General features: G+C 67.2%; 17 protein-coding genes. 10 read left to right on the top strand and 7 right to left on the bottom strand.

Annotation, left to right across the window (positions count from 1 at the left end; all coding sequences use genetic code 11):
* Window positions 1-280: 280 nt before the first annotated feature.
* From aceE to phoU, 9 genes are all read left to right on the top strand, one after another.
* Window positions 281-2,956: a pyruvate dehydrogenase (acetyl-transferring), homodimeric type gene (gene aceE, locus METUNV1_RS11640; protein WP_008061932.1), complete on the top strand. Its 2,676-nt coding sequence runs from the start codon at window positions 281-283 to the stop codon at window positions 2,954-2,956.
* Between the two features lie 198 nt (window positions 2,957-3,154).
* A complete protein-coding gene (aceF, locus tag METUNV1_RS11635) occupies window positions 3,155-4,558 on the top strand; it encodes a dihydrolipoyllysine-residue acetyltransferase (protein WP_008061931.1) in 1,404 nt (467 codons plus the stop codon).
* Window positions 4,559-4,569: 11 nt separating this feature from the next.
* On the top strand, window positions 4,570-6,354 hold the full coding sequence (gene lpdA / locus METUNV1_RS11630) for a dihydrolipoyl dehydrogenase (RefSeq protein WP_008061929.1): 1,785 nt from the start codon (window positions 4,570-4,572) through the stop codon (window positions 6,352-6,354).
* Between the two features lie 308 nt (window positions 6,355-6,662).
* On the top strand, window positions 6,663-7,343 hold the full coding sequence (locus METUNV1_RS11625) for a hypothetical protein (protein WP_008061927.1): 681 nt from the start codon (window positions 6,663-6,665) through the stop codon (window positions 7,341-7,343).
* Window positions 7,340-7,603, top strand: a complete 264-nt coding sequence (locus METUNV1_RS11620) for an HPr-rel-A system PqqD family peptide chaperone (RefSeq protein WP_008061925.1) — start codon at window positions 7,340-7,342, stop codon at window positions 7,601-7,603. Before METUNV1_RS11625 ends, METUNV1_RS11620 begins: the two co-directional genes overlap by 4 nt.
* Window positions 7,604-7,606: 3 nt before the next feature.
* Window positions 7,607-8,533, top strand: coding sequence for an HprK-related kinase A (locus METUNV1_RS11615; protein WP_008061916.1), 927 nt, complete (start codon window positions 7,607-7,609; stop codon window positions 8,531-8,533).
* Between the two features lie 37 nt (window positions 8,534-8,570).
* Complete coding sequence (locus tag METUNV1_RS11610; protein WP_008061914.1) at window positions 8,571-9,665, top strand: nucleotidyltransferase domain-containing protein; 1,095 nt, start codon at window positions 8,571-8,573, stop codon at window positions 9,663-9,665.
* 16 nt (window positions 9,666-9,681) lie between these two features.
* Window positions 9,682-10,353 carry a ribose-5-phosphate isomerase RpiA gene (gene rpiA / locus METUNV1_RS11605; RefSeq protein ID WP_008061913.1) on the top strand — a complete coding sequence of 224 codons (672 nt, stop codon included), beginning with the start codon at window positions 9,682-9,684 and terminating at the stop codon, window positions 10,351-10,353.
* 53 nt (window positions 10,354-10,406) lie between these two features.
* Entirely contained in the window at window positions 10,407-11,108 is a 702-nt protein-coding gene (gene phoU / locus METUNV1_RS11600; RefSeq protein WP_008061912.1) for a phosphate signaling complex protein PhoU, read from the top strand.
* 9 nt (window positions 11,109-11,117) lie between these two features.
* On the opposite strand, the gene METUNV1_RS11595 is transcribed toward phoU, so the two are convergent.
* The 6 genes from METUNV1_RS11595 to METUNV1_RS11570 form a co-directional block, all read right to left on the bottom strand.
* Window positions 11,118-12,008, bottom strand: coding sequence for a tetratricopeptide repeat protein (locus tag METUNV1_RS11595; RefSeq protein WP_043359778.1), 891 nt, complete (start codon window positions 12,006-12,008; stop codon window positions 11,118-11,120).
* Window positions 12,009-12,060: 52 nt separating this feature from the next.
* Window positions 12,061-12,333 carry an oxidative damage protection protein gene (locus METUNV1_RS11590; RefSeq protein ID WP_008061910.1) on the bottom strand — a complete coding sequence of 91 codons (273 nt, stop codon included), beginning with the start codon at window positions 12,331-12,333 and terminating at the stop codon, window positions 12,061-12,063.
* 88 nt (window positions 12,334-12,421) lie between these two features.
* Entirely contained in the window at window positions 12,422-14,485 is a 2,064-nt protein-coding gene (locus METUNV1_RS11585; RefSeq protein WP_008061909.1) for a diguanylate cyclase domain-containing protein, read from the bottom strand.
* A gap of 19 nt (window positions 14,486-14,504) precedes the next feature.
* Complete coding sequence (gene argA, locus METUNV1_RS11580; RefSeq protein WP_008061908.1) at window positions 14,505-15,827, bottom strand: amino-acid N-acetyltransferase; 1,323 nt, start codon at window positions 15,825-15,827, stop codon at window positions 14,505-14,507.
* A gap of 70 nt (window positions 15,828-15,897) precedes the next feature.
* Window positions 15,898-17,376: a polyphosphate:AMP phosphotransferase gene (gene pap / locus METUNV1_RS11575; RefSeq protein WP_008061906.1), complete on the bottom strand. Its 1,479-nt coding sequence runs from the start codon at window positions 17,374-17,376 to the stop codon at window positions 15,898-15,900.
* Entirely contained in the window at window positions 17,376-18,098 is a 723-nt protein-coding gene (locus METUNV1_RS11570) for a 16S rRNA (uracil(1498)-N(3))-methyltransferase (protein WP_081471359.1), read from the bottom strand. Before METUNV1_RS11570 ends, pap begins: the two co-directional genes overlap by 1 nt.
* A gap of 194 nt (window positions 18,099-18,292) precedes the next feature.
* On the opposite strand from METUNV1_RS11570, the gene METUNV1_RS11565 reads away from it, so the two are divergent.
* A complete protein-coding gene (locus METUNV1_RS11565; RefSeq protein WP_008061901.1) occupies window positions 18,293-19,093 on the top strand; it encodes an inositol monophosphatase family protein in 801 nt (266 codons plus the stop codon).
* Window positions 19,094-19,145: 52 nt separating this feature from the next.
* Here the strand turns inward: METUNV1_RS11565 and METUNV1_RS11560 are convergent, their stop codons facing one another.
* Window positions 19,146-20,102 carry a LysR family transcriptional regulator gene (locus tag METUNV1_RS11560; protein ID WP_081471358.1) on the bottom strand — a complete coding sequence of 319 codons (957 nt, stop codon included), beginning with the start codon at window positions 20,100-20,102 and terminating at the stop codon, window positions 19,146-19,148.
* Window positions 20,103-20,152: the final 50 nt, after the last annotated feature.

Below are 20,152 nucleotides of genomic sequence, written 5' to 3'. Positions count from 1 at the left end.
TCGGTTTTCCACTACTGGCGGCAAATCCGGGGGGTGTCCATAATTGCGACACGTCGACGCGGGCGATCCCTGCGATCGGCGTAGCCATGGCAGCCACCCGCTGCCGCTTCAGAGCTGTCGACACTTGCATCACCCATGCGCAGACGGACAGGCGCCACGGACGAGCATCTCCTCGCCCGGCACGCTGACGACCCCGGACGGGCCTCCATGCCCCGGCCGGGTTGTGCATCGGCGGTGCATTTGATCGAGCAGCTCGATCAAAAAAGAGGAGAAAGCCTGGATGTCTGCACTACCCAATCCCCTGCTCGCTTCCGATCCGGACGCTGTCGAAACCCAGGAATGGCTCGACGCGCTGGAAGGCGTGATCGAACACGCCGGTGAGCAGCGTGCGCATTACCTGATCGAGCGGCTGACCGAACTGGCGCGTCGCGCCGGCATCAACATCCCGTACTCGGCCACCACCGCCTATGTAAACACCATTCCGGTCGGCAAGCAGGCGCCGGCGCCCGGTGATTACGAGATCGAGCACCGCATCCGCAGCTACATCCGCTGGAATGCGATGGCCATGGTGCTGCGCGCAAACAAGGACACCAATGTCGGCGGTCACATCGCCAGCTTCGCGTCCAGCGCCACGCTCTATGACGTCGGATTCAACTGGTTCTGGCATGCCCCCAGCCCGACCCACGGCGGCGACCTGATCTACTTTCAGGGTCACTCCGCACCCGGCATCTACGCCCGTGCCTTCCTGCTGGACCGTCTGAACGAAGCCCAGCTGGACAGCTTCCGGCAGGAAGTCGGCGGCAAGGGCCTGTCCAGCTATCCGCACCCGTGGCTGATGCCGGACTTCTGGCAGTTCCCGACGGTGTCCATGGGCCTCGGCCCGCTGCAGGCCATCTACCAGGCCCGCTTCATGAAGTACCTGCAGGATCGCGGCATCGCCAATACCGAAGGCCGCAAGGTGTGGTGCTTCATCGGCGACGGCGAGACCGACGAACCGGAAACGCTGGGCGAGATCGCGATGGCGGCCCGCGAAAAGCTCGACAACCTCATCTTCGTCGTGAACTGCAATCTGCAGCGTCTGGACGGCCCGGTGCGCGGCAACGGCAAGATCATCCAGGAACTGGAAGGCGACTTCCGCGGCTCGGGCTGGAACGTGATCAAGCTGCTCTGGGGCAGCTACTGGGACCCGCTGCTGGCGCAGGACAAGACCGGCCTGCTGGCGCAGCGCATGATGGAAGTGGTCGATGGCGAATACCAGACCATGAAGTCGCGCGACGGCGCCTACGTGCGCGAGCACTTCTTCGGCAAATATCCGGAACTGGCGGCCATGGTCGCCAACTGGAGCAACGAGGACATCTTCCGCCTGAACCGCGGCGGCCATGATCCGCACAAGGTGTATGCCGCCTATCACGCCGCGGTGAACCATACCGGCCAGCCCACCGTCATTCTCGCCAAGACCATCAAGGGCTATGGCATGGGCGGCTCGGGCGAGGCGCAGAACATTTCGCACCAGCAGAAGAAGGTCGATCTGGAATCGCTGCGCGAATTCCGCGACCGCTTCGACCTGCCGATCAAGGACAGCGAACTGGAATCGCTGCCCTATCTGAAGTTCGACGAGAACTCGAAGGAAGTGGCCTACATGCGCGAGCGCCGGATGGCGCTGGGCGGCTACCTGCCGCAGCGCCGGATGAAGGCCGATCCGCTCGAAGTGCCGCCGCTGTCCGCCTTCGACGCGCTGCTGAAGGCCTCCGGCGAAGGCCGCGAACTGTCGACCACCATGGCCTTCGTGCGCATCATGAACATCCTGCTGCGCGACCCGCACATCGGCAAGCGCGTGGTGCCCATCGTGCCGGACGAGTCGCGCACCTTCGGCATGGAAGGCATGTTCCGCCAGATCGGCATCTGGAACCAGGAAGGCCAGAAGTACGTGCCGCAGGACGCCGACCAGCTCATGTTCTACAAGGAGTCGAAGACCGGCCAGATCCTGCAGGAAGGCATCAACGAAGCCGGCGCGATGAGCGACTGGATCGCCGCCGCCACCAGCTATTCGGTGCACGGCGTGGCCACCATCCCGATCTACATCTTCTATTCGATGTTCGGCTTCCAGCGCATCGGTGACCTGGCCTGGGCGGCCGGCGACCAGCGCGCCCGCGGCTTCCTGGTCGGCGGTACCGCCGGCCGCACCACGCTGAACGGCGAAGGCCTGCAGCACGAGGACGGGCATTCCCACCTGTGGTCCGGCGCAGTGCCGAACTGCGTCAGCTACGACCCGACCTTCTCGTACGAAGTGGCGGTCATCGTGCAGGACGGCCTGCGCCGCATGATGGCCAACCAGGAGGACATCTACTACTACCTGACGGTGATGAACGAGAACTACGAGCACCCGGCCATGCCGGACGGTGCCGAAGCCGACATCCTGAAAGGCATGTACCTGTTCCGCCGCGGCGCCGCCTCGAACGGCCCGCGCGCCCAGCTGCTGGGCAGCGGCACCATCTTCCGCGAAGTGATCGCCGCCGCCGAACTGCTGAAGGCCGACTGGGGCGTGGAATCGGATCTGTGGGCCTGCCCGAGCTTCACCGAACTGGCCCGCAACGGCGCCGACTGCACGCGCTGGAATCTGCTCAACCCGCTGGAAACCCCGCGCGCGTCGCATGTCGAGCAGTGCCTGCGTGACACCCGCGGACCGGTGATCGCGGCCACCGACTACGTGCGGCTGTTCGCCGAACAGATCCGCGCCTGGGTACCGCGCAAGTACGTGGTGCTGGGTACCGACGGCTTCGGCCGTTCGGACACGCGCGAGGCGCTGCGCTCGCATTTCGAGGTGGATAGACACTGGGTGACGGTGGCGGCGCTGAAGGCGCTGGCCGACGACGGTGCGCTGGACCGGGCCAAGGTGGCGGAAGCCATCGCGCGCTACGGTCTGGACGTGACCAAGCCGAACCCGCTGTACGTCTGAGCTGTGGCGGCGCGTCGAGGACGTGCGCGGAGGGGCCGGATGCGCGCGGAGGCGGAACCGCCAGGTTCCGGCCGCAGCAGCCGGTGCGCCCTTCGCACGTCCCGGGCGTGCCAGCCGGAACACATGCACCGGCCGCGTCGCACGCGGCCGCACACCGCGGGCGCGTGCCGCGCGACCGCACCCGAATGCGAGGCTTGAATGAGCACGATCAATATTGAAGTACCCGACATCGGCGACTTTTCCGATGTCCCCGTCATCGAAGTGATGGTCAAACCGGGCGACCGCGTCGAGGCCGACGCGCCGCTCGTTTCGCTCGAATCCGACAAGGCCACGATGGACATTCCGGCGCCGCACGCCGGCGTCATCGGCCAGATCACGGTCAAGGTCGGCGACCGCGTGTCGCAGGGCAGCGTGATCGGCACGATGGAGGTGGGCGAGGCGCCCGCCGCTGCTGCCGCTGCCGCGCCAGCGCCCTCACCTGCACCCACTCCGGCGCCTGTTGCGGCAGCCGTGACGCCGGCTCCGACCGCGGCAGTCGCCGCCGCACCGGTCGCCGCTCCCGTGGCGGCCGCCGGCGCCGCCCCCGCCGCAACAACGCAATCGGCCCGGGGCGACTACACGCCGGCCGCCGGCGCGGTCGCACTGCCCAGTGCCGCCGACATCGCGGCCGAACTGGTGGGCGGCAAGAAGGCGCACGCCAGTCCGTCGATGCGCGCCTATGCACGCGAACTGGGCGTCGATCTCGCCCGCGTGAAGGCCAGCGGCCCGAAAGGCCGCATCACGCGCGAGGACATCAACGCCTTCGTCAAGGGCGCGCTGCAGGCGCCGGCCGCTGCGCCGGTGGCCACCGGCGGCGGTCTGGATCTGCTGCCCTGGCCCAAGGTCGATTTCACCAAGTTCGGCGACATCGAGCGCAAGCCGCTGTCGCGCATCCGCAAGCTGTCGGCAGCCAACCTCGCGCGCAACTGGGCCATGATCCCGGCGGTCACCTACCACGAGGACGCCGATGTCACCGATCTGGAAGCCTTCCGCCAGCAGATCAACGCGGAACAGGCCAAGGCCGGCGTCAAGCTCACCATGCTGGCCTTCATCATCAAGGCGGTGTGCTCGGCGCTGAAGAAATTTCCGGAGTTCAACAGCTCGATCGACCTGCAGGCCGAAGAACCGGCGCTGATCATGAAGCAGTACTGCCACATCGGCTTCGCCGCCGATACCCCGGGCGGACTGGTGGTGCCGGTCATCCGTGACGCGGACAAAAAAGGCGTGGCGCAGCTGGCGGCCGAATGCGGCGAACTGGCGGCCAAGGCGCGCGACGGAAAGCTGTCGGCAGCGGAAATGCAGGGCGCCTGCTTCACGATTTCCAGCGTCGGCGGTCTGGGCGGCACCGGTTTCGCACCCATCATCAACGCGCCGGAGGTCGCCATCCTCGGCGTCAGCCGCACCACGATGAAGCCGGTGTGGGACGGCTCGGCATTCCAGCCGCGGCTCATCCTGCCGCTGTCGCTGACCGCCGATCACCGCGTGATCGACGGTGCGGCCGCCACCCGCTTCAACGCCCATGTCGCCGCGCTGCTGGCCGACATGCGCCGCGTGCTGATGTGAGGGAGCGAAACATGAGCACACTGACTGTAAAGATTCCCGACATCGGCGACTTCAAGGACGTGCCCATCATCGAAATCATGGTGAAGCCGGGCGACACGGTGGACGCCGACGCGCCGCTGATGTCGCTGGAGTCCGACAAGGCCACGATGGACATCCCCGCGCCGCAGGCCGGCCGCATCGTCGAACTGCGGGTGAAGGTCGGCGACCGCGTATCGGAAGGCAGCGTGGTGCTGACGATGGAGGCAACGGGCGCTGCCGAGGCGGCGCCCGCGCCGGCACCGGCGGCTGCGCCGGTCGCCCCGGCCCCCGCACAAGCCGCAACCGCCGCGCCGGTGACCGCCACCGGCAGTGCCCCCGCCAGGGTCGACGAAAGCTGCGCCGTACTGGTGATCGGTGGCGGCCCCGGCGGCTATTCGGCCGCCTTCCGTGCCGCCGACCTCGGCCTCGAGGTGGTCATCGTCGAGCGCTACGCCACGCTGGGCGGCGTCTGCCTGAACGTGGGCTGCATCCCGTCCAAGGCGCTGCTGCACGTGGCCGCCGTGGCCGACGAGGCCGAAGCGCTGGCGGCGCACGGCATCAAATTCGGCGCGCGCGAGGTCGACATCGGCGCGCTGCGCGGCTGGAAGGACAAGGTGGTCGGCAAGCTGACCGGCGGTCTGGCCGGCATGGCCAAGGCGCGCAAGGTGAAGGTGGTGCGCGGCACCGCCCGCTTCATCGACCCGAACCATGTCGAGATCGCACTGACCACCGGCGACGGCAAGGCGGAAACCGGCGACAAGAAGGTGCTGAAGTTCGGCCACTGCATCGTCGCCGCCGGCAGCCAGGCCGTGAAGCTGCCCTTCATGCCGGACGACCCGCGCGTCGTCGATTCGACCGGCGCACTGCTGCTGGCCGACATCCCGAAACGGATGCTGGTGATCGGCGGCGGCATCATCGGGCTGGAAATGGCCACCGTCTATTCGACGCTGGGTGCCCGCATCGACGTGGTCGAAATGACTGGCGGCCTGATGCAGGGCGCCGACCGCGATCTGGCCAAGGTGTGGGAGAAGAAAAACGCCCACCGCTTCGACGCGGTCATGCTGAACACCCGGGTGACCGGGGCGGAAGCGACCGCCGATGGCATCAAGGTGAGTTTCGAAGGTGCGAAGGCGCCGGCCGAACCGCAGAGCTACGACCGCGTGCTGGTGGCGGTCGGTCGATCGCCGAACGGTCGCAAGCTGAACGCCGAAGCGGCCGGCCTGCGCGTAGACGAGCGCGGTTTCATTCCGGTGGACAGCCAGATGCGGACCAACGTCGCGCACATCCATGCCATCGGCGACATCGTCGGTCAGCCCATGCTGGCGCACAAGGCGGTGCACGAGGGCCATGTCGCGGCGGAAGTGATCGCCGGTCACAAGCGCCACTTCGACGCCACGGTGATTCCGTCGGTCGCCTACACCGACCCGGAAGTCGCCTGGGTCGGTCTGACCGAAGACGAGGCCAAGGCCCAGGGCCGCAAGGTGACCGTCGGCAAGTTCCCGTGGGCGGCCAGTGGACGGGCCATCGCCAACGGCCGCGACGAAGGCTTCACCAAGCTCATCTTCGACGCGGACACCCACCGCGTTGTCGGCGGTGGCATCGTCGGCACCTCGGCCGGCGACATGATCGGCGAGGTCGCCCTGGCGATCGAGATGGGCGCGGACGCGGTCGACATCGGCCACACCATCCATCCGCACCCGACGCTGGGCGAGTCCATCGGCCTGGCCGCCGAGGTCGCTGAAGGCAGCTGCACCGACCTGCCGCCGGCCCGGCGCTGACACCCGACGCCGGCCCATGCGGGCGCCGATCCGGCCACTTCTCCGAAAGAGACGGGCCGGATCGGCGTCGGCGGACTTTACAGTGGCAGAGGCAGCAGCCAGCCAAGGGATTGAAAAATTGTGAAAACACAATTCCAATCATCGGCTTGCATGGAGAAAATCCCGACGGCCTGCTTCTTGCTTCTGACTCAGCATCAGCCCATGGATCGATCTGCCCCGGCCACATCCCCGGCGCCGTGAAGCAGTCGGCGTCCCCGTGTGGCAAGGCGCGATAACATCCGCGGCAACAGCCCTTCGGTGAAACGAATATGAACGAGCGTGACCAGAACACTCCGGCCGTCGACAGCGACCTGCAGCAGACCTCAACGCAGGCGGTGAACGCCGGGCGTCGCAAGATTGCCACCGGCGGCGTCGCAGGCGCCGGCGTGCTGCTGTCGGTGACCAGCCGTTCCGCTTTCGGCACCAGCGTGTGGGGCACTTGCACCGGCTCGGAAATCGCGTCCGGCAACCTGTCGAACGCCGGCACGCCGCGACCCTGCGGCTGCAGCCCCGGCTACTGGAAGAGCAGCAACCAGAACGGCAGCGCGCTCTGGGACAACGTCAGCATTTTCAGCCCCTACCTGAAGAGCGCGAAGTTCAACACCGTGTTCGGCTGCGCCTTCTACGCATCGGGCAACGTGACACTGCAGCAGGCCGTGGATCAGACCACGTCCGCACTCGGTTCCTGGTGCCCGAGCAACAAGGTGAATTCGATGCGCAACGTCGCGTTCCACGCGGTTGCCGCGCTGCTGAACGCGCAGTTCTATGGTGACCGCTTCCCGTTCTCGGACATGCAGACCGCCACCGGCGTGATCACGGTGTTCCGTAACGCCTTCACCAGCGGCACCTCCGCGCTGACCACCCAGTTCAGCGACCGCTTCAAGTCCTTCTATTCGTCCTACCCCAATCTGTGGTGCAACGGCAGCCAGGAATCCAGCATCCAGGTATGAGCCTGGACCCAGGCTGGACCCTGCCTCACGCACCCCTGATTTCCATACTCCACTGGGAGGATGGATGCGTGCTGTATGACGCGCTGAAAACCTCCACCACCCTGCTGTCACCGCTGGCCGGCCAGATCATCGAACGGCTGCGTGACGGTGCGGCAGATACCGCCACACTGGCGTCGCTTCCGGATGCGCCGGACGCGGAATCGCTGGCCGGACTGCTCGAGGATCTGGCGGTACATGGCCTGATCCGGCGCCTCGACTGAGCGATGTCCGGCGCACCGCTCTCCTCGCTGTCCCGCAGCGATCTGCAGGACCGCCTCCGCGCCCCGGACGGGCTGAGGCTGCACATCGGGCGCTTCGTCACCGGCATCCGCTCGCGCCACGCCCAGGTGGCGGACGGCCTGGCGACGCTGTACGCCGATTACCGGCTCGCCGACGACGACACCTTCTGCGATTACGCGGTCGAGGTGGGCCGCGGCGACGGGCTGCGCACCTTCGTGCGACCGCAGTCGGTGTTCCGCTTCGAAGGCATGCAGCCCTTCAAGCCCCTGCCCGGCGATCAGGCTTTCGCCATGCTCGAGTGGGGGCTGAACTGGGTGTTCACCAACCACGCCCAGCACTACCTCATCATTCACGCCGCGGTGCTCGAGCGTGACGGCCAGGGGCTCATCCTGGCCGCGCCGCCCGGCTCGGGCAAGAGCACGCTGTGCGCCGGACTCGCGCTGCGCGGCTGGCGCCTGCTGTCGGACGAACTGGCCATGGTCGGCCTTGAAGACGGACTGCTGCTGCCCCTGCCGCGCCCGGTCAGCCTGAAGAACCGCTCGATCGACATCGTGCGCGGACTGCCCGGCGATCCGGTCATCGGCCCGATGGCGCATGACACCGCCAAGGGAACAGTGGCCCATCTGAAACCGCCGCGTTCCAGCGTCGAGGAAGCACTGAGCCGTGTACAGCCACGCTGGGTGGTGCTGCCGAAGTTCGAAACCGGCAGCGAATGTGCGGTCCAGCCCATGGGACGCGCGCGCATGTTCATGTCGCTGGTGAGCAATGCCTTCAATTACCCGCGTCTGGGCGTGACCGGCTTTCAGGCCATGGGGCGTCTGGTCGAGGCCTGCGACGGCTACACTGCGCGCTACGGCTCGCTGGACCAGATCGTGCCGGTGCTGGAATCCATCTGTTCCCGCCCGGCCTGATGCCGGGCGCGTCACCCCGAGCTTCCATTCCGCTTCGATGAACAGACGAACAGACAGGCATCTGGCGAACGCACTCGCCCATCCGGACATCACCGCAGGTTTCGGCGCACGCGACTGGGAAGCCCTGATCGGTCAGGCACGTACCAGCGATCTGCTCGGACAGCTTGCCGAAGTGCTGCGTGACGCCGGCGACAGGGTCACGGTGCCGGAGCCGGTGCTCTTCCATCTCGACGCGGCGCTGCGCATCGCGGCGCTGCACCGGCAGTCGCTGCTGCTCGAACTGGCGGTGATCGCCAGCGCGCTGTCCGCGCTCGGCGAACCGGTGGTGCTGCTCAAGGGCGGCGCCTATGCGGTGGCCGGCCTGCGGGCGGGGCGTTCGCGCCTATTCGGCGACATCGACCTGATGGTGGCCAAAGCCAGCCTGGACCCGGCCGAAGGCGCGCTGTTCCGCCACGGCTGGCGACCCACCCACCTGAACGCCTACGACCAGCGCTACTACCGCCAGTGGATGCACGAACTGCCGCCGATCGAACATTTCACGCGCGGCACCGTGATCGACCTCCACCACACCATCGTGCCGCCGACTTCGGGCCACATTCCCGATCCGGCGCGGCTGATCGCCGATGCACGACCGGTGCAGGTGCCGCACTGCCCGGACATTTTCCGGGTGCTGTCGCCGGTGGACATGGTCATGCATTCCGCCTGCCATCTGTTCTACGGCGAGTTGCAGAAAGGCCTGCGCGACCTGTACGACCTGCACTGCCTGATCGGCGAATTCTCGTCCGAAGAGAGTTTCTGGGAACGCCTGCTGCCGCAGGCGCAGGCGCACCAGCTCGAATACCCGGTGCTGCTGGCCCTGCGCTTCGCGCAGCGGGTGTTCGGCACCGCAGTGCCGGAGGCGATCGCCGAAGAGTGCGACCGCCGTCTCGGCCGCCGCTGGACAGGGGCGCTGACCGATCATCTGATCGACGCCTCGATGTATGCGCTGCACCCGAGCAGCGACTCGACCTGGCGCCGTGCGCGCCGGCACATTCTCTACGCGCGCAGCCACTGGCTTAGAATGCCGCTACACCTGCTGATCCCGCACCTCGCGTACAAGGCCTTCATCCACGACGAAGCCCGGGTCGGCTGAACCCAGGATTCCATTCATGACTGCAGACGAACTGAAGATCGCGGTGGCGCGCGCCGCCCTGCCCCATGTGGTGCCGGGCGAACTGCTCGGCGTCGGTACCGGCTCGACCGCCAACCATTTCATCGACCTGCTGGCCGCCGAGAAAATCGCGGTGGCCGGCGCGATCGCCAGTTCGGAAGCGTCGGCCGCGCGCCTGCGCAGCCACGGCATTCCGGTGCTGTCGCTGGACGAGGCCATCGCCTCCGGCCGGCGCATTCCGGTCTATGTCGACGGCGCCGACGAGATCGACCCCGGTCTCAACCTGATCAAGGGCGGCGGCGGCGCGCTGACGCGCGAGAAGATCGTGGCGGCGGCATCCGACTGCTTCGTCTGCATCGCCGATCACTCCAAGTGCGTCGAGGTGCTGGGCCGCTTCCCGCTGCCGATCGAGGTCATTCCGATGGCACTCGGCCTGGTGTCCCGCGAACTTACGCGCATGGGCGGCATTCCAAAGCTGCGTGAAGGCTTCGTGACCGACAACGGGAACCTCATCCTGGATGTGGCGGGCCTGAAGATCACCGACCCGGCGGCTTTCGAAACCGAACTGGATCACCTGACCGGTACCGTCACCAACGGCCTGTTCGCCCGTCGCCGCGCCGATGTGGCGCTCGTGTCGTCGCCGGACGGCGTGCGCACGTTGCATGCCTGACAGACCGGCACCCGCCCCGGGTGCCGCCCTTCATCGTTAGACGGATCACCGCCATGAGCGAACACATTTCCAAGCGTTATGACCACGAGCTCGAAGGCGTACGTACCGGCCTGCTGCAGATGGGCGGCCTGATCGAGCAGCAGATCGAGCATGCGATGCGCGGCGTGATCGAGCGCAACCTGCCCATGCTCGAAGAGGTGATCGCCAATGACAAGAAGGTGAATGCGATGGAGGTCGAGCTGGACGACGCCTGCATCCACCTGATCGCCAAACGCCAGCCGGCGGCGGGCGACCTGCGCGTCATCATGTCGGTGGTCAAGATCATCACCGACCTGGAGCGCATCGGCGACGAAGTGAAGAAGATCGCGAAGATGGGCCGCCACATCCTGGAATCCGACGCGGTGTTCGTGCCGCGGGTGGAGCTGCGCCACGCCGCGTCACTGGCCGTGGACATGCTGCGCCGGACGCTGGATTCGCTGGCGCGCATGGACGTCGGCAGCGCCACCGAAGTGGTGCGTCAGGACAAGGAGGTGGACGCCGAATTCAAGTCCATCATGCGCCAGCTCATCACCTTCATGATGGAAGACCCGCGTACCATTTCGTGCGGTCTGGACCTGCTGTTCATCGCCAAGGCGATCGAGCGCATCGGCGACCACTCGAAGAACATGGCGCAGTACGTGGTGTTCATGGTGAAGGGCACCGATGTGCGGCACGGCGGGCTGGCCGCGATGGAAGCGGCGGCCGCCAGCGACTGAAGCGCCCGCTCAGTGCAGCACGGCCGGCCGGGTGCCGGCCTTTTTTTCGCCCGCATCGGCCAGCGTTTCGGTGCCGCGCGTGTCCCCGCTGCGCTCGGCCGGCCGGACGACGGCCGCCGGCAAGGGCTGATCCGGGTCCGGCATCGAACTGGCGCGCGACAGTTCCTGCGCCTGCGCCAGCTGTTCCGGTTTCAGCGACGCGGCGATTTCGTCGCGCGCCCCGCGCGCCGCGCCATGACCCTGCGCCGCGGCCCGGTTGAACCAGGCATAGGCCCGGATCAGGTCCGCCGGCACGCCTTCACCGATGCGATGCAGCCGGCCCATGTGGTACTGCGCCCCGACGTGACCGTTGCGCGCAGCCGCCATGAACCACCTGCCGGCCGCCGGGTAGTCCTGCAGCGTGCCCCGGCCGAGCTTGTAGGCCAGCGCGAGTTCGTACTGGGCACGCACATGTCCCTGTTCGGCCGCCCGTTCCAGCCAGCGTATCGATTCGGCCAGATCCTCGGCCTTGCCGGAGCCCCCCTGCGACAGCATCATGCCGTAGCTGTACTGCGCCTCCGGATCGCCGGTGTGCGCGCGGGCGCGCTCGGCCTCCATCGGTTCAAGCTCGGCGATCAGCTTTTCGTGCTCCGACTTGCTGCGGGTATCAACGCCTCGGAAAGTGACCACCACCGCGCTCGCCAGCCCCAGCGCCAGCGCCCCGCCGACGAGCGCGAGCGGCACCCTGCGGAAGCGCACGAAACGCTTGTGGCAGTTGCGGCAGCGAACCGGCTTGAGCCAGAAACGCCCGGCCTTCTCGTCAGAACTCTTCCAGCTGGAGTCCTTGGTGTTGGTACTGAGGCAGTAGGGACAGCTCCTGGCCCCCTGCAACAGGCTGGATCGGCGGGTGTTGACAGTCATGACGGCGAAACTATCACGGGGAATTTTTCCCGCCCGTGAAGAACTGTTGCGCTCAGGCGGACGGGGGAACGAAGCCCGTGACCTGGTCCGCACCTTCTCCGAAAAAGTGCTTTTCCATCTGTTCGGCCAGGTATTTGCGGGCGCGCGCATCCATCAGGCTGAGGCGGTTCTCATTGATCAGCATGGTCTGGTACTTCACCCACTGCTGCCACGCCTCCTTGGACACCGATTCATAGATGCGGGCGCCGAGCGCGCCGGGAATCGGGGGGAAATCCAGCCCTTCGGCTTCGCGTCCGAGCTTGATGCAATTGACCATGCGTGCCATCTGAAACTCCAAAAAAGCGTGTGTCCACAAGAAGACCGGATTCTACGGCCGCAGCGGCATTTAGGCGTCTGCCCGATGCAGGCAGCCTTCAGGTTCCGTGTCTACGTTCGTACATCCGGAAGGCGTTCTTGCCGCCGTTCTTGGCGGCATACATCGCCGAATCGGCAGCGGTCAGCAGCGATTCGCCGCTGTGTGCATGCAGCGGATAGATGCCGATGCCGGTACTGGTGGTGACCTGGGTCGTGCGACCGTTGAATTCGAACACCATGCCCGCCACCTTGTCGCCGATCCGGCGCGCCAGCCCGGTCAGCGCCTGTTCGTCGGTATCCGGCGCCAGCACCGCGAACTCGTCACCGCCGAGCCGGAAGAACATTTCGTTACGCCGGATGATGGCGCCCACGTCGCGCGCCAGTCTCACCAGCACCTCGTCGCCGGCCTGATGGCCGAACAGGTCGTTCACCGGCTTGAAGCCGTCGAGATCGAACATGAGCAGGCCGAGCTGGGTCTTGCGGCGGCCAGCCTCGGCGATCATGCGCTCCAGTTCTTCATGGAAGCGGCGGCGGTTGTACAGATTGGTCAGCGGATCGCGCTCGGCCATGTTGACCAGCGCCTCGGCCGCGCGCCGCTCGGCGGTCACGTCCTCGTAGATCCACACACGACCGAGGAAGCGGCCGGGTGCGGCGGACGGTACCAGCGCCGACTGTTCGCGGATGATGCGACCGTCACGCAGCGGAATGTCGAGCGGCGCACTGGGGATGCGCGAGGCGAGCACCTTCTTCACCTGTTCGCGGTAGGCCTCCTCGTCCGCCCGCAGGTGCCCGGTACGGTCGATCAGCACCGCGTCGCGCATGCCGGACAGATTCTCGTCCGGGGCGAAACCCCAGATCGCCTTGAGCATGCGGTTGGCGTGCTGAGCGCGGCCATCGCGGTCGACGAAGAGCACGCCCAGATTGATCAGGTCGAGCAGCGCCTCAAGCCGCGAACGCTCTTCCTCGCTGCGTGTCAGGTAGTAGTCGCGCAGACCCTGTTCCCGACGCAGCGCGGTCACGGTGTCCAGCAGCTTCAGTTCGGCTTCCTTGCGGCTCTGGATGTCGTCCGCCGACACCCGCACGCCGAGGCAGATGCCGCCTTCGTCGTAGATGGGCTGCCAGTTCAGCGCCACCCACACGACCGATCCCTCGCGGTGCAGCAGCCGCACCTCGAAGTTCTCGCCGCTGGCACCGGCCAGCGCGTCACGCGCGCGGGCAGCGAAGATGCGGCGGTCCTTCTCGTGAATGAGCATGGACGCCAGATCTTCCGCCAGCAGACAGTCCAGCGGCGTATAGCCGGTCACCCGTTCGATCGAGCGGTTCACCCAGATCAGCCGGCCCTGCGGGCTGAACCAGGCTTCGACGCCGAAGGTGAAATCGGCGATCGCGTGAAAGCGCGACTCGCTCTTGCGCAGCGCGGTCACCCGCTCGTCGAGCGCCTGCACCATCTGGTTGAAGGCGCGGGTCAGCCGCGCAAGCGCGTCATCGCCCCGCACCGGCAGCGGCGCCACGTCCTCTGCGCGGCGCAGTGCCACCGCCCGGTTCTCGATCGCGCTGACGCCGTCGAGCACGCCGCCCAGCACCCAGCGCACCAGCAGCGCATGCAGCACCAGCACCAGCGCGATCAGCACCGCAGCGCCGGCGCGCAGCAGCTGGAGGGAATCCTGCAGTCCGGACAGATCGGCGCTGGCACGAAGTACGCCCACCGGCGCGCGGCGGCCGGGCTGCAGCAGCTCGACCCGCATTTCGTAACGCCCGCGGCCGCTGTCCAGCGCCGCCTGCAGGTCGGCGTGAGGCGGACCGAGCGCGGCCGGGCCGCCGTCCGCGACCAGCACCCGTCCCGCATCGTCCCGGACTTCGGCGTAGACAAGCTGGCCGAGCCGGCGCAGCGTGCCCAGTTCGGTCGCCAGCCGGGCCGGATCACCGGTGACCGCGGCGCTCAGACGGGTCTGCATGTCGGCGCTCAGGTAATCCAGCCGTACCGCCTCACGCGCGACCAGCTGGGCGGCCAGCTCGCTGCCCGACCACAGCAGCACGCCGCACAGCGCGCCGGCCAGCAGCAGCACTGATGCGACCAGCCGCCCCTGCAGCACGCCGATGCGGCGGTTCAGCAGTCGGAGCATGCGCAGGGCTCCGGCGGCGTCACAGTCGCTTCACCAGCACCTTGCTGCGGCGCTGAGGGTTGTAGTTCTCCCGCCGCACCCGCGGCAGCGCGTCGATGCCGGCCTCCTTGAACCCGCGCTCGACGAACCAGTGCGCGGTCACCGTGGTGAGCACGAACAGGTCGCGTATCTTTTCGGCGCGGGCGCGGGTTTCGACATAGCTCAGGATCTGCTCGCCGTAGCCGTGACGACGGTATTCGGGCATGACCGCCAGACAGGCCAGTTCGGCCATCGCCTCTTCCGGATAGGGATAGAAGGCGGCGCAGCCCATGATGACCTCGTCGTGTTCGAGCACGCTGAAGCGGTCGATCTCGCGCTCCAGCCGTTCGCGGCCGCGGCTGACCAGCGTGCCGTCAGCCTCCAGCGGCGCGATCAGGCCGGCGATGGCGGGCACGTCCTCGACGCCGGCGTGGCGCATGCGCGCCAGCCGCTCGCGCGAAATGACGGTGCCCACGCCCTGGGTGGTGAAGAATTCCAGCAGCAGCGCGCCGTCGAGGTCGCGATCGATCATGTGGGCACGTGCCACGCCGAGCTTCACCGCGCGGATGGCCCGAGGCAGGTAGAGACCCAGGTCCTCGGTGATGCCACGGCCGGCCTTCAGCCACTGCGTGGCTTCGTCTGCAGTCAGTTCGGGCACCAGTTCGCCCGATTCGTCGACGATGCCCGGCGCGTCGCACAGGTAGATGAGCTTGGTCGCCTGCAGCGCCACCGCGACCGATTCGGCCACCTCTTCCATGCTGAGGTTGAACACCTCGCCGGTCAGCGAATAGCCGTAGGGCTGGATGAGCACGATGTCGCTGTCGGCCAGCGCGTCATTCAGCGCCTCGACGTCAACCTTGCGCACGGTGCCGGTATAGCCGTGATCGATGCCATCGACCACGCCGACCGGGCGGGCGGTCAGGAAGTTGCCGGAGGCCACTTCGATGGTGCTGCCGGCCATCGGCGTGTTGGGCAGGCCCTGAGAGAACAGCGCCTCGACGTCGATGCGGATGGCCCCGTTGGCGCGTTTGACGCATTCCATCGCCTGCGCGTCGGTCACGCGCAAGCCCTTGTGGTAGCGGGCTTCCAGGCTGCGGGCCGCGAGTTCTTCCTCGATCTGCGGGCGTGCGCCCACCACCAGCACCAGCTTGATGCCGAGCGCGGCGAGCAGGTTGCAGTCCTGCACCAGGGAATTGGCCAGCGGGCCCTGGAGTACTTCGCCGCCGACGGCGATGACGAAGGTGCGACCGCCGAAGGCGTGGATATAGGGTGCGGCGCTGCGCACCCAGGCGACGAAGCGCCGCGAATCGGGATCGGCGTGCATGCGGTGTCCGGTCAGAGATATGCGCTGATTTTAGCCGCAGCGGATGACCCGCCGTTGACCCAGATGCGTGTCATTGCAATTCGGATTCCAGGCGCTCGCACAGCGATTCGAGTATGGCGAGGCGGGCGCGGTACTTGTCGTCGGCCACCACCACTGCCCAGGGCGCCCGTTCGGTATGGGTTCGGGCCAGCATGTCCTGCACCGCCGGCAGGTAATCACCCCAGCGTTCGCGGTTGCGCCAGTCCTCGGGCGTGATCTTGAAGCGCTTGAAGCGCCGGCGGCCGCGCTCGTTGAAACGGCGCAGCTGTTCGTCGGCGCTGACCTCCAGCCAGAACTTGCAGACGATGATGCCGTGCTCGGTCCATTCCTGCTCGAAGGCATTGATCTCTTCATAGGCGCGCGACCAGTCCGGCTCGGCGGCAAAGCCCTCGACCCGCTCGACCAGCACCCGTCCGTACCAGGAGCGGTCGAACAGCGCCACCCGGCCATCACGCGGCACATCGCGCCAGAAGCGCCACAGCCAGGGATAGCGCCGCTCGTGCTCGGTCGGCGCCGCCACCGGATGCACCCGGTAGTTGCGTGCATCCAGCGCGTGGGTGATGCGGCGTATCGCGCCCCCCTTGCCGGCGGCGTCCATGCCTTCGAACACCACCGCCAGCGAACGGCGCGCGAACGCCGGATGGCGCAGCAGCATGTTGAGCCGGCCCTGCAGGTGCTCCAGTTCCGGCTCGTAGTCGTGCTTGGACATCGGCTTGGTCACGACCCGTGCCGGCTGCGCCGGCTGTTCGCTCGGCACCACCAGCGGCGGCAGCGCCGGCGCGGCGGTGCGCCGCTGTCCGGACAGCGCGGTCTTCAGCGCTTTCAGGATGACCTTACCAACCGCAAGTTGCGCCTGCCCGAGATCGCTGGCGTCGATCAGATGCCACGGCGCATGTACCGTGTCCGACATGCGGATCGCCTCTTCCGCCACCTTGCAGATGCGCTTGTGCTGGCGATGCGCGCGCCAGTCCTCGGCGGTCACCCGCCAGCGGGTGGCCCTGTCGCGCTCCAGTTCGCGGAAATGCGCACGCTGGCGGTCGGCATCCAGATGCAGCCAGAACTTCAGCACCACCGCGCCTTCCATCGCCAGCATGCGCTCGAAGCGCTGGATTTCGTGCAGCGTGTGCCAGAACGCGTGGCGCTTGATACGGCGGTTCACCCGGGCGTCGATCGCCTCGGTGTACCAGCCTTCGAAAATGATGGCGGTCCGGCCGCGCGACGGCAGCGCCTGCCAGTAGCGCCACATGTGCGGACGCTGGCGCTCGGCTTCGTCCCGCGGACCGAAGGCGCTGGTGCGGATGTGTCGCGGGTCCATCCATTCGTTCAGCGTATTGACCACCCGCCCGCGCCCGGCACCGGCGATGCCGGCGATCAGCACCACCACCGGCGTGCGGGCCTGTTCCAGCACCGAATACTGCGCGTCCAGCAGATCGGCGCGCAGCCGCGATACCGCGCGCTCCAGCCTTTCCTCGTCCATCGGTTCGACCTGCTGCGACAGCGACGCGAACATCAGAAATCTCCGATCACGGTATTGAGGGCGGCCAGCACGGCGGCGCCGGCAGTTTCGGTGCGCAGCACCCGCGGCCCCAGCGTGAGCGGCCGGAAACCCGCCGCGCGGGCGACCGCCAGCTCGTCGTCGTCGAAACCGCCTTCGGGGCCGATCAGCACGGTGAGCGCTTCATCGGCACGCAGCCCGGCCGACTTCAGCGGGATTCCGCCTTCCGGGTGCAGCACGAAACGCTGGCCTGACGCACCGGCCAGGGCCTGCGGCAGCGTCAGCAGCGGTGTCACCTCGGGCACGACATTGCGGCCGCACTGCTCGCAGGCTGACACCGCGATCTGCTGCCAGTGCTCGACCCTGCGCTGGGCACGCTCGCCGGCCAGTTTCACCACCGCGCGGCGGCTGACCACCGGCTGCACCCGGGCCACGCCGAGCTCGACCGCCTTCTGCACGATCCAGTCCATCTTGTCGGAGGCGGCCAGACACTGCATCAGCGTGACCGACAGCGGAGACTCGCGCTGTGGCCGCGCCTCGCCGCTGATGTCGGCCTGCAGGGTTTTGCCGCTGCGCAGCAGGCGGGCGGAAAACTCGCTGCCGCGCCCGTCGAACAGCGTGACCGCATCGCCGGCGCTCAGGCGCAGCACGCGCTCGATGTGATGCGCCACCGGCGCCGGCAGGTCGACCACGCCGGAGGGCTGGTCGGGCAGAGAGCAAAAGAAGCGTGGAATCATCGTGTTATTATTTGTGCACTGCAAGAACGCTCGATACGACACGGCGACCGCGCCAGCCGGCCTCAGGTGCAGGTGGCGACCGCCGTAATCAGTCGGGACAGGCCTGTACGGCCGGCCACCGCCGCGAACGATACTGCCACGCCGCGCTGACGGGGTGCATCCGGATCAAAAGCACGGCACACTGACGGACGACCATGAGCTCATCCACCCTGCAACAGATCGTCGACACCGCGCGCAGCGTCGCCCGCGAGGTGATCATGCCGCACTTCCTGACTGCCCAGCGCAACCAGAAGGACGACGGCAGCCTGTTTACCGTGGTCGATCTGGCGGCGCAGGAAGCGCTGATCGAACGCCTGCCCCGCATCATCGACCGCCCGGTGCTGGGCGAGGAAATGCCGGAGTCGGTACAGCTGAGGCTGTGGCATGAAAGCGAAGACGGCATCTGGTGCATCGATCCGATCGACGGCACCACCAATTTCGTCAACGGCATTCCCTTCTTCGGTGTGGCCATCGCCTACATCCAGGGCGGACGCACCCGCTACGGCGTGGTGTACAACCCGATGACCGACGAGGCCTTCTATGCGCATGAAGGCGGCGGCGCCTTCCTGAACGGCAACCCGCTGCCGCTGCGCACGCCAGCCCGTCACCTGATGGACGCGGTGGCCGGGGTCGATTTCAAGCGCATCCCGAAGGCGCTGGGCGACGCCCTCGCCACCCAGTCGCCCTTCTACTCGCAGCGCAACTTCGGTTCCAGCGCGCTGGAGTGGTGTTTCATCGCGGCCGCCCGGCTGGACGTCTATCTGCACGGTGGCCAGATGATGTGGGATTTCGCCGCCGGCAGCCTGATCGCGGCCGAAGCCGGCGCGCGCTGCTCGATGCTCGACGGCGAGGCGCTGGACATGGCTCCCGGCCGCAAGACACCCGTGGTGGTCGGCGCCAGCGCCGACCTCTACCGGGAATGGATGGACTGGCTGTCCGCCCACGGCGGTCGTTGAGGCGCACACCCGCTACGGCTTAAGAGGCGGGTGCCGCCTCAAGGCACGGACGTCAGCCGTGGTGCACCGGCAGATGCACCGGCGCCACCTGCGAATTCACCAGCCGCCCGCCCTCGTGCATCAGGAAGTCGCGCAACGCGAGCGCGGCCGGCAGCAGGTTCTTGCGGTCGCGGTACACCACATGCCAGTTGCGCACGATGGGCGTGCCCGGCGCCGCGATACGGCACAGCACGCCGGTGCGCAGTTCGAGCTGGCAGGTGTGTTCGGACAGGAAAGCCAGGCCCATGCCGGCGATGGCCGCCTGCTTGATGATTTCATTGCTGGGCAGCTCGATGATTTCCGCCGGACGTATGCCCTGTTCGACCAGATAGCTCTCCTGGGTCACCCGGGTACCGGATCCGCGTTCGCGGATCAGGAAGGCCTCATGGCCCAGATCTTCCGCCGTCACCGTCTTTCCGCCCGCCAGAGGATGCCCCTCGCAGGCCAGCACCGACAGCGGATGCTCGGCGAACACGTGGGCTTCGCAGCCGAGCGCCGCCGGCGGACGCCCCATGATGGCCACGTCGATCAGGTTGTCCTCGAGGTGGCGGAAGATGTCGTCGCGGTTGTGCAGCGAAATGCGCACCTGCACGTCCGGATAACGTTCGCGGAAGGCCATCAGCAGCCGCGGTGCAACATACTTGGCGGTACTGACCACGCCCACCGACACCAGGCCGGAATGACCGGTCGCCATCTGCGCCAGCGCGGCCTCGGCTTCGGCCAGCTGGTGTTCGATCGCGCGGGCGTGGCGCGCGATTTCCATGCCGACCTCTGTCACGCGCAGCTTCTTGCCCAGCGTTTCGATCAGCGGCAGCCCGATCAGACCATCCAGCGCCTTCACCTGCATGGACACCGCAGGCTGGGTCAGATGCAGTTCCTCGGCTGCCCGAGAAATGGACCCCAGCCGCGCGACCGCTTCGAAAATCCTGAGCTGTCGGAGTGATACACCCCGGGTCCACTGCGTTGCCATATCAATCCAGATAAGAATGTTTGATTGATCCTATCAAAACATCTTATTTT

It is taken from the genome of Methyloversatilis universalis FAM5 (assembly GCF_000214035.2).
Taxonomy (GTDB): Bacteria; Pseudomonadota; Gammaproteobacteria; order Burkholderiales; family Rhodocyclaceae; genus Methyloversatilis; species Methyloversatilis universalis.
Note: the sequence above shows the minus strand (reverse complement) of the source record. Positions and strands in the feature narration are given on the sequence as shown.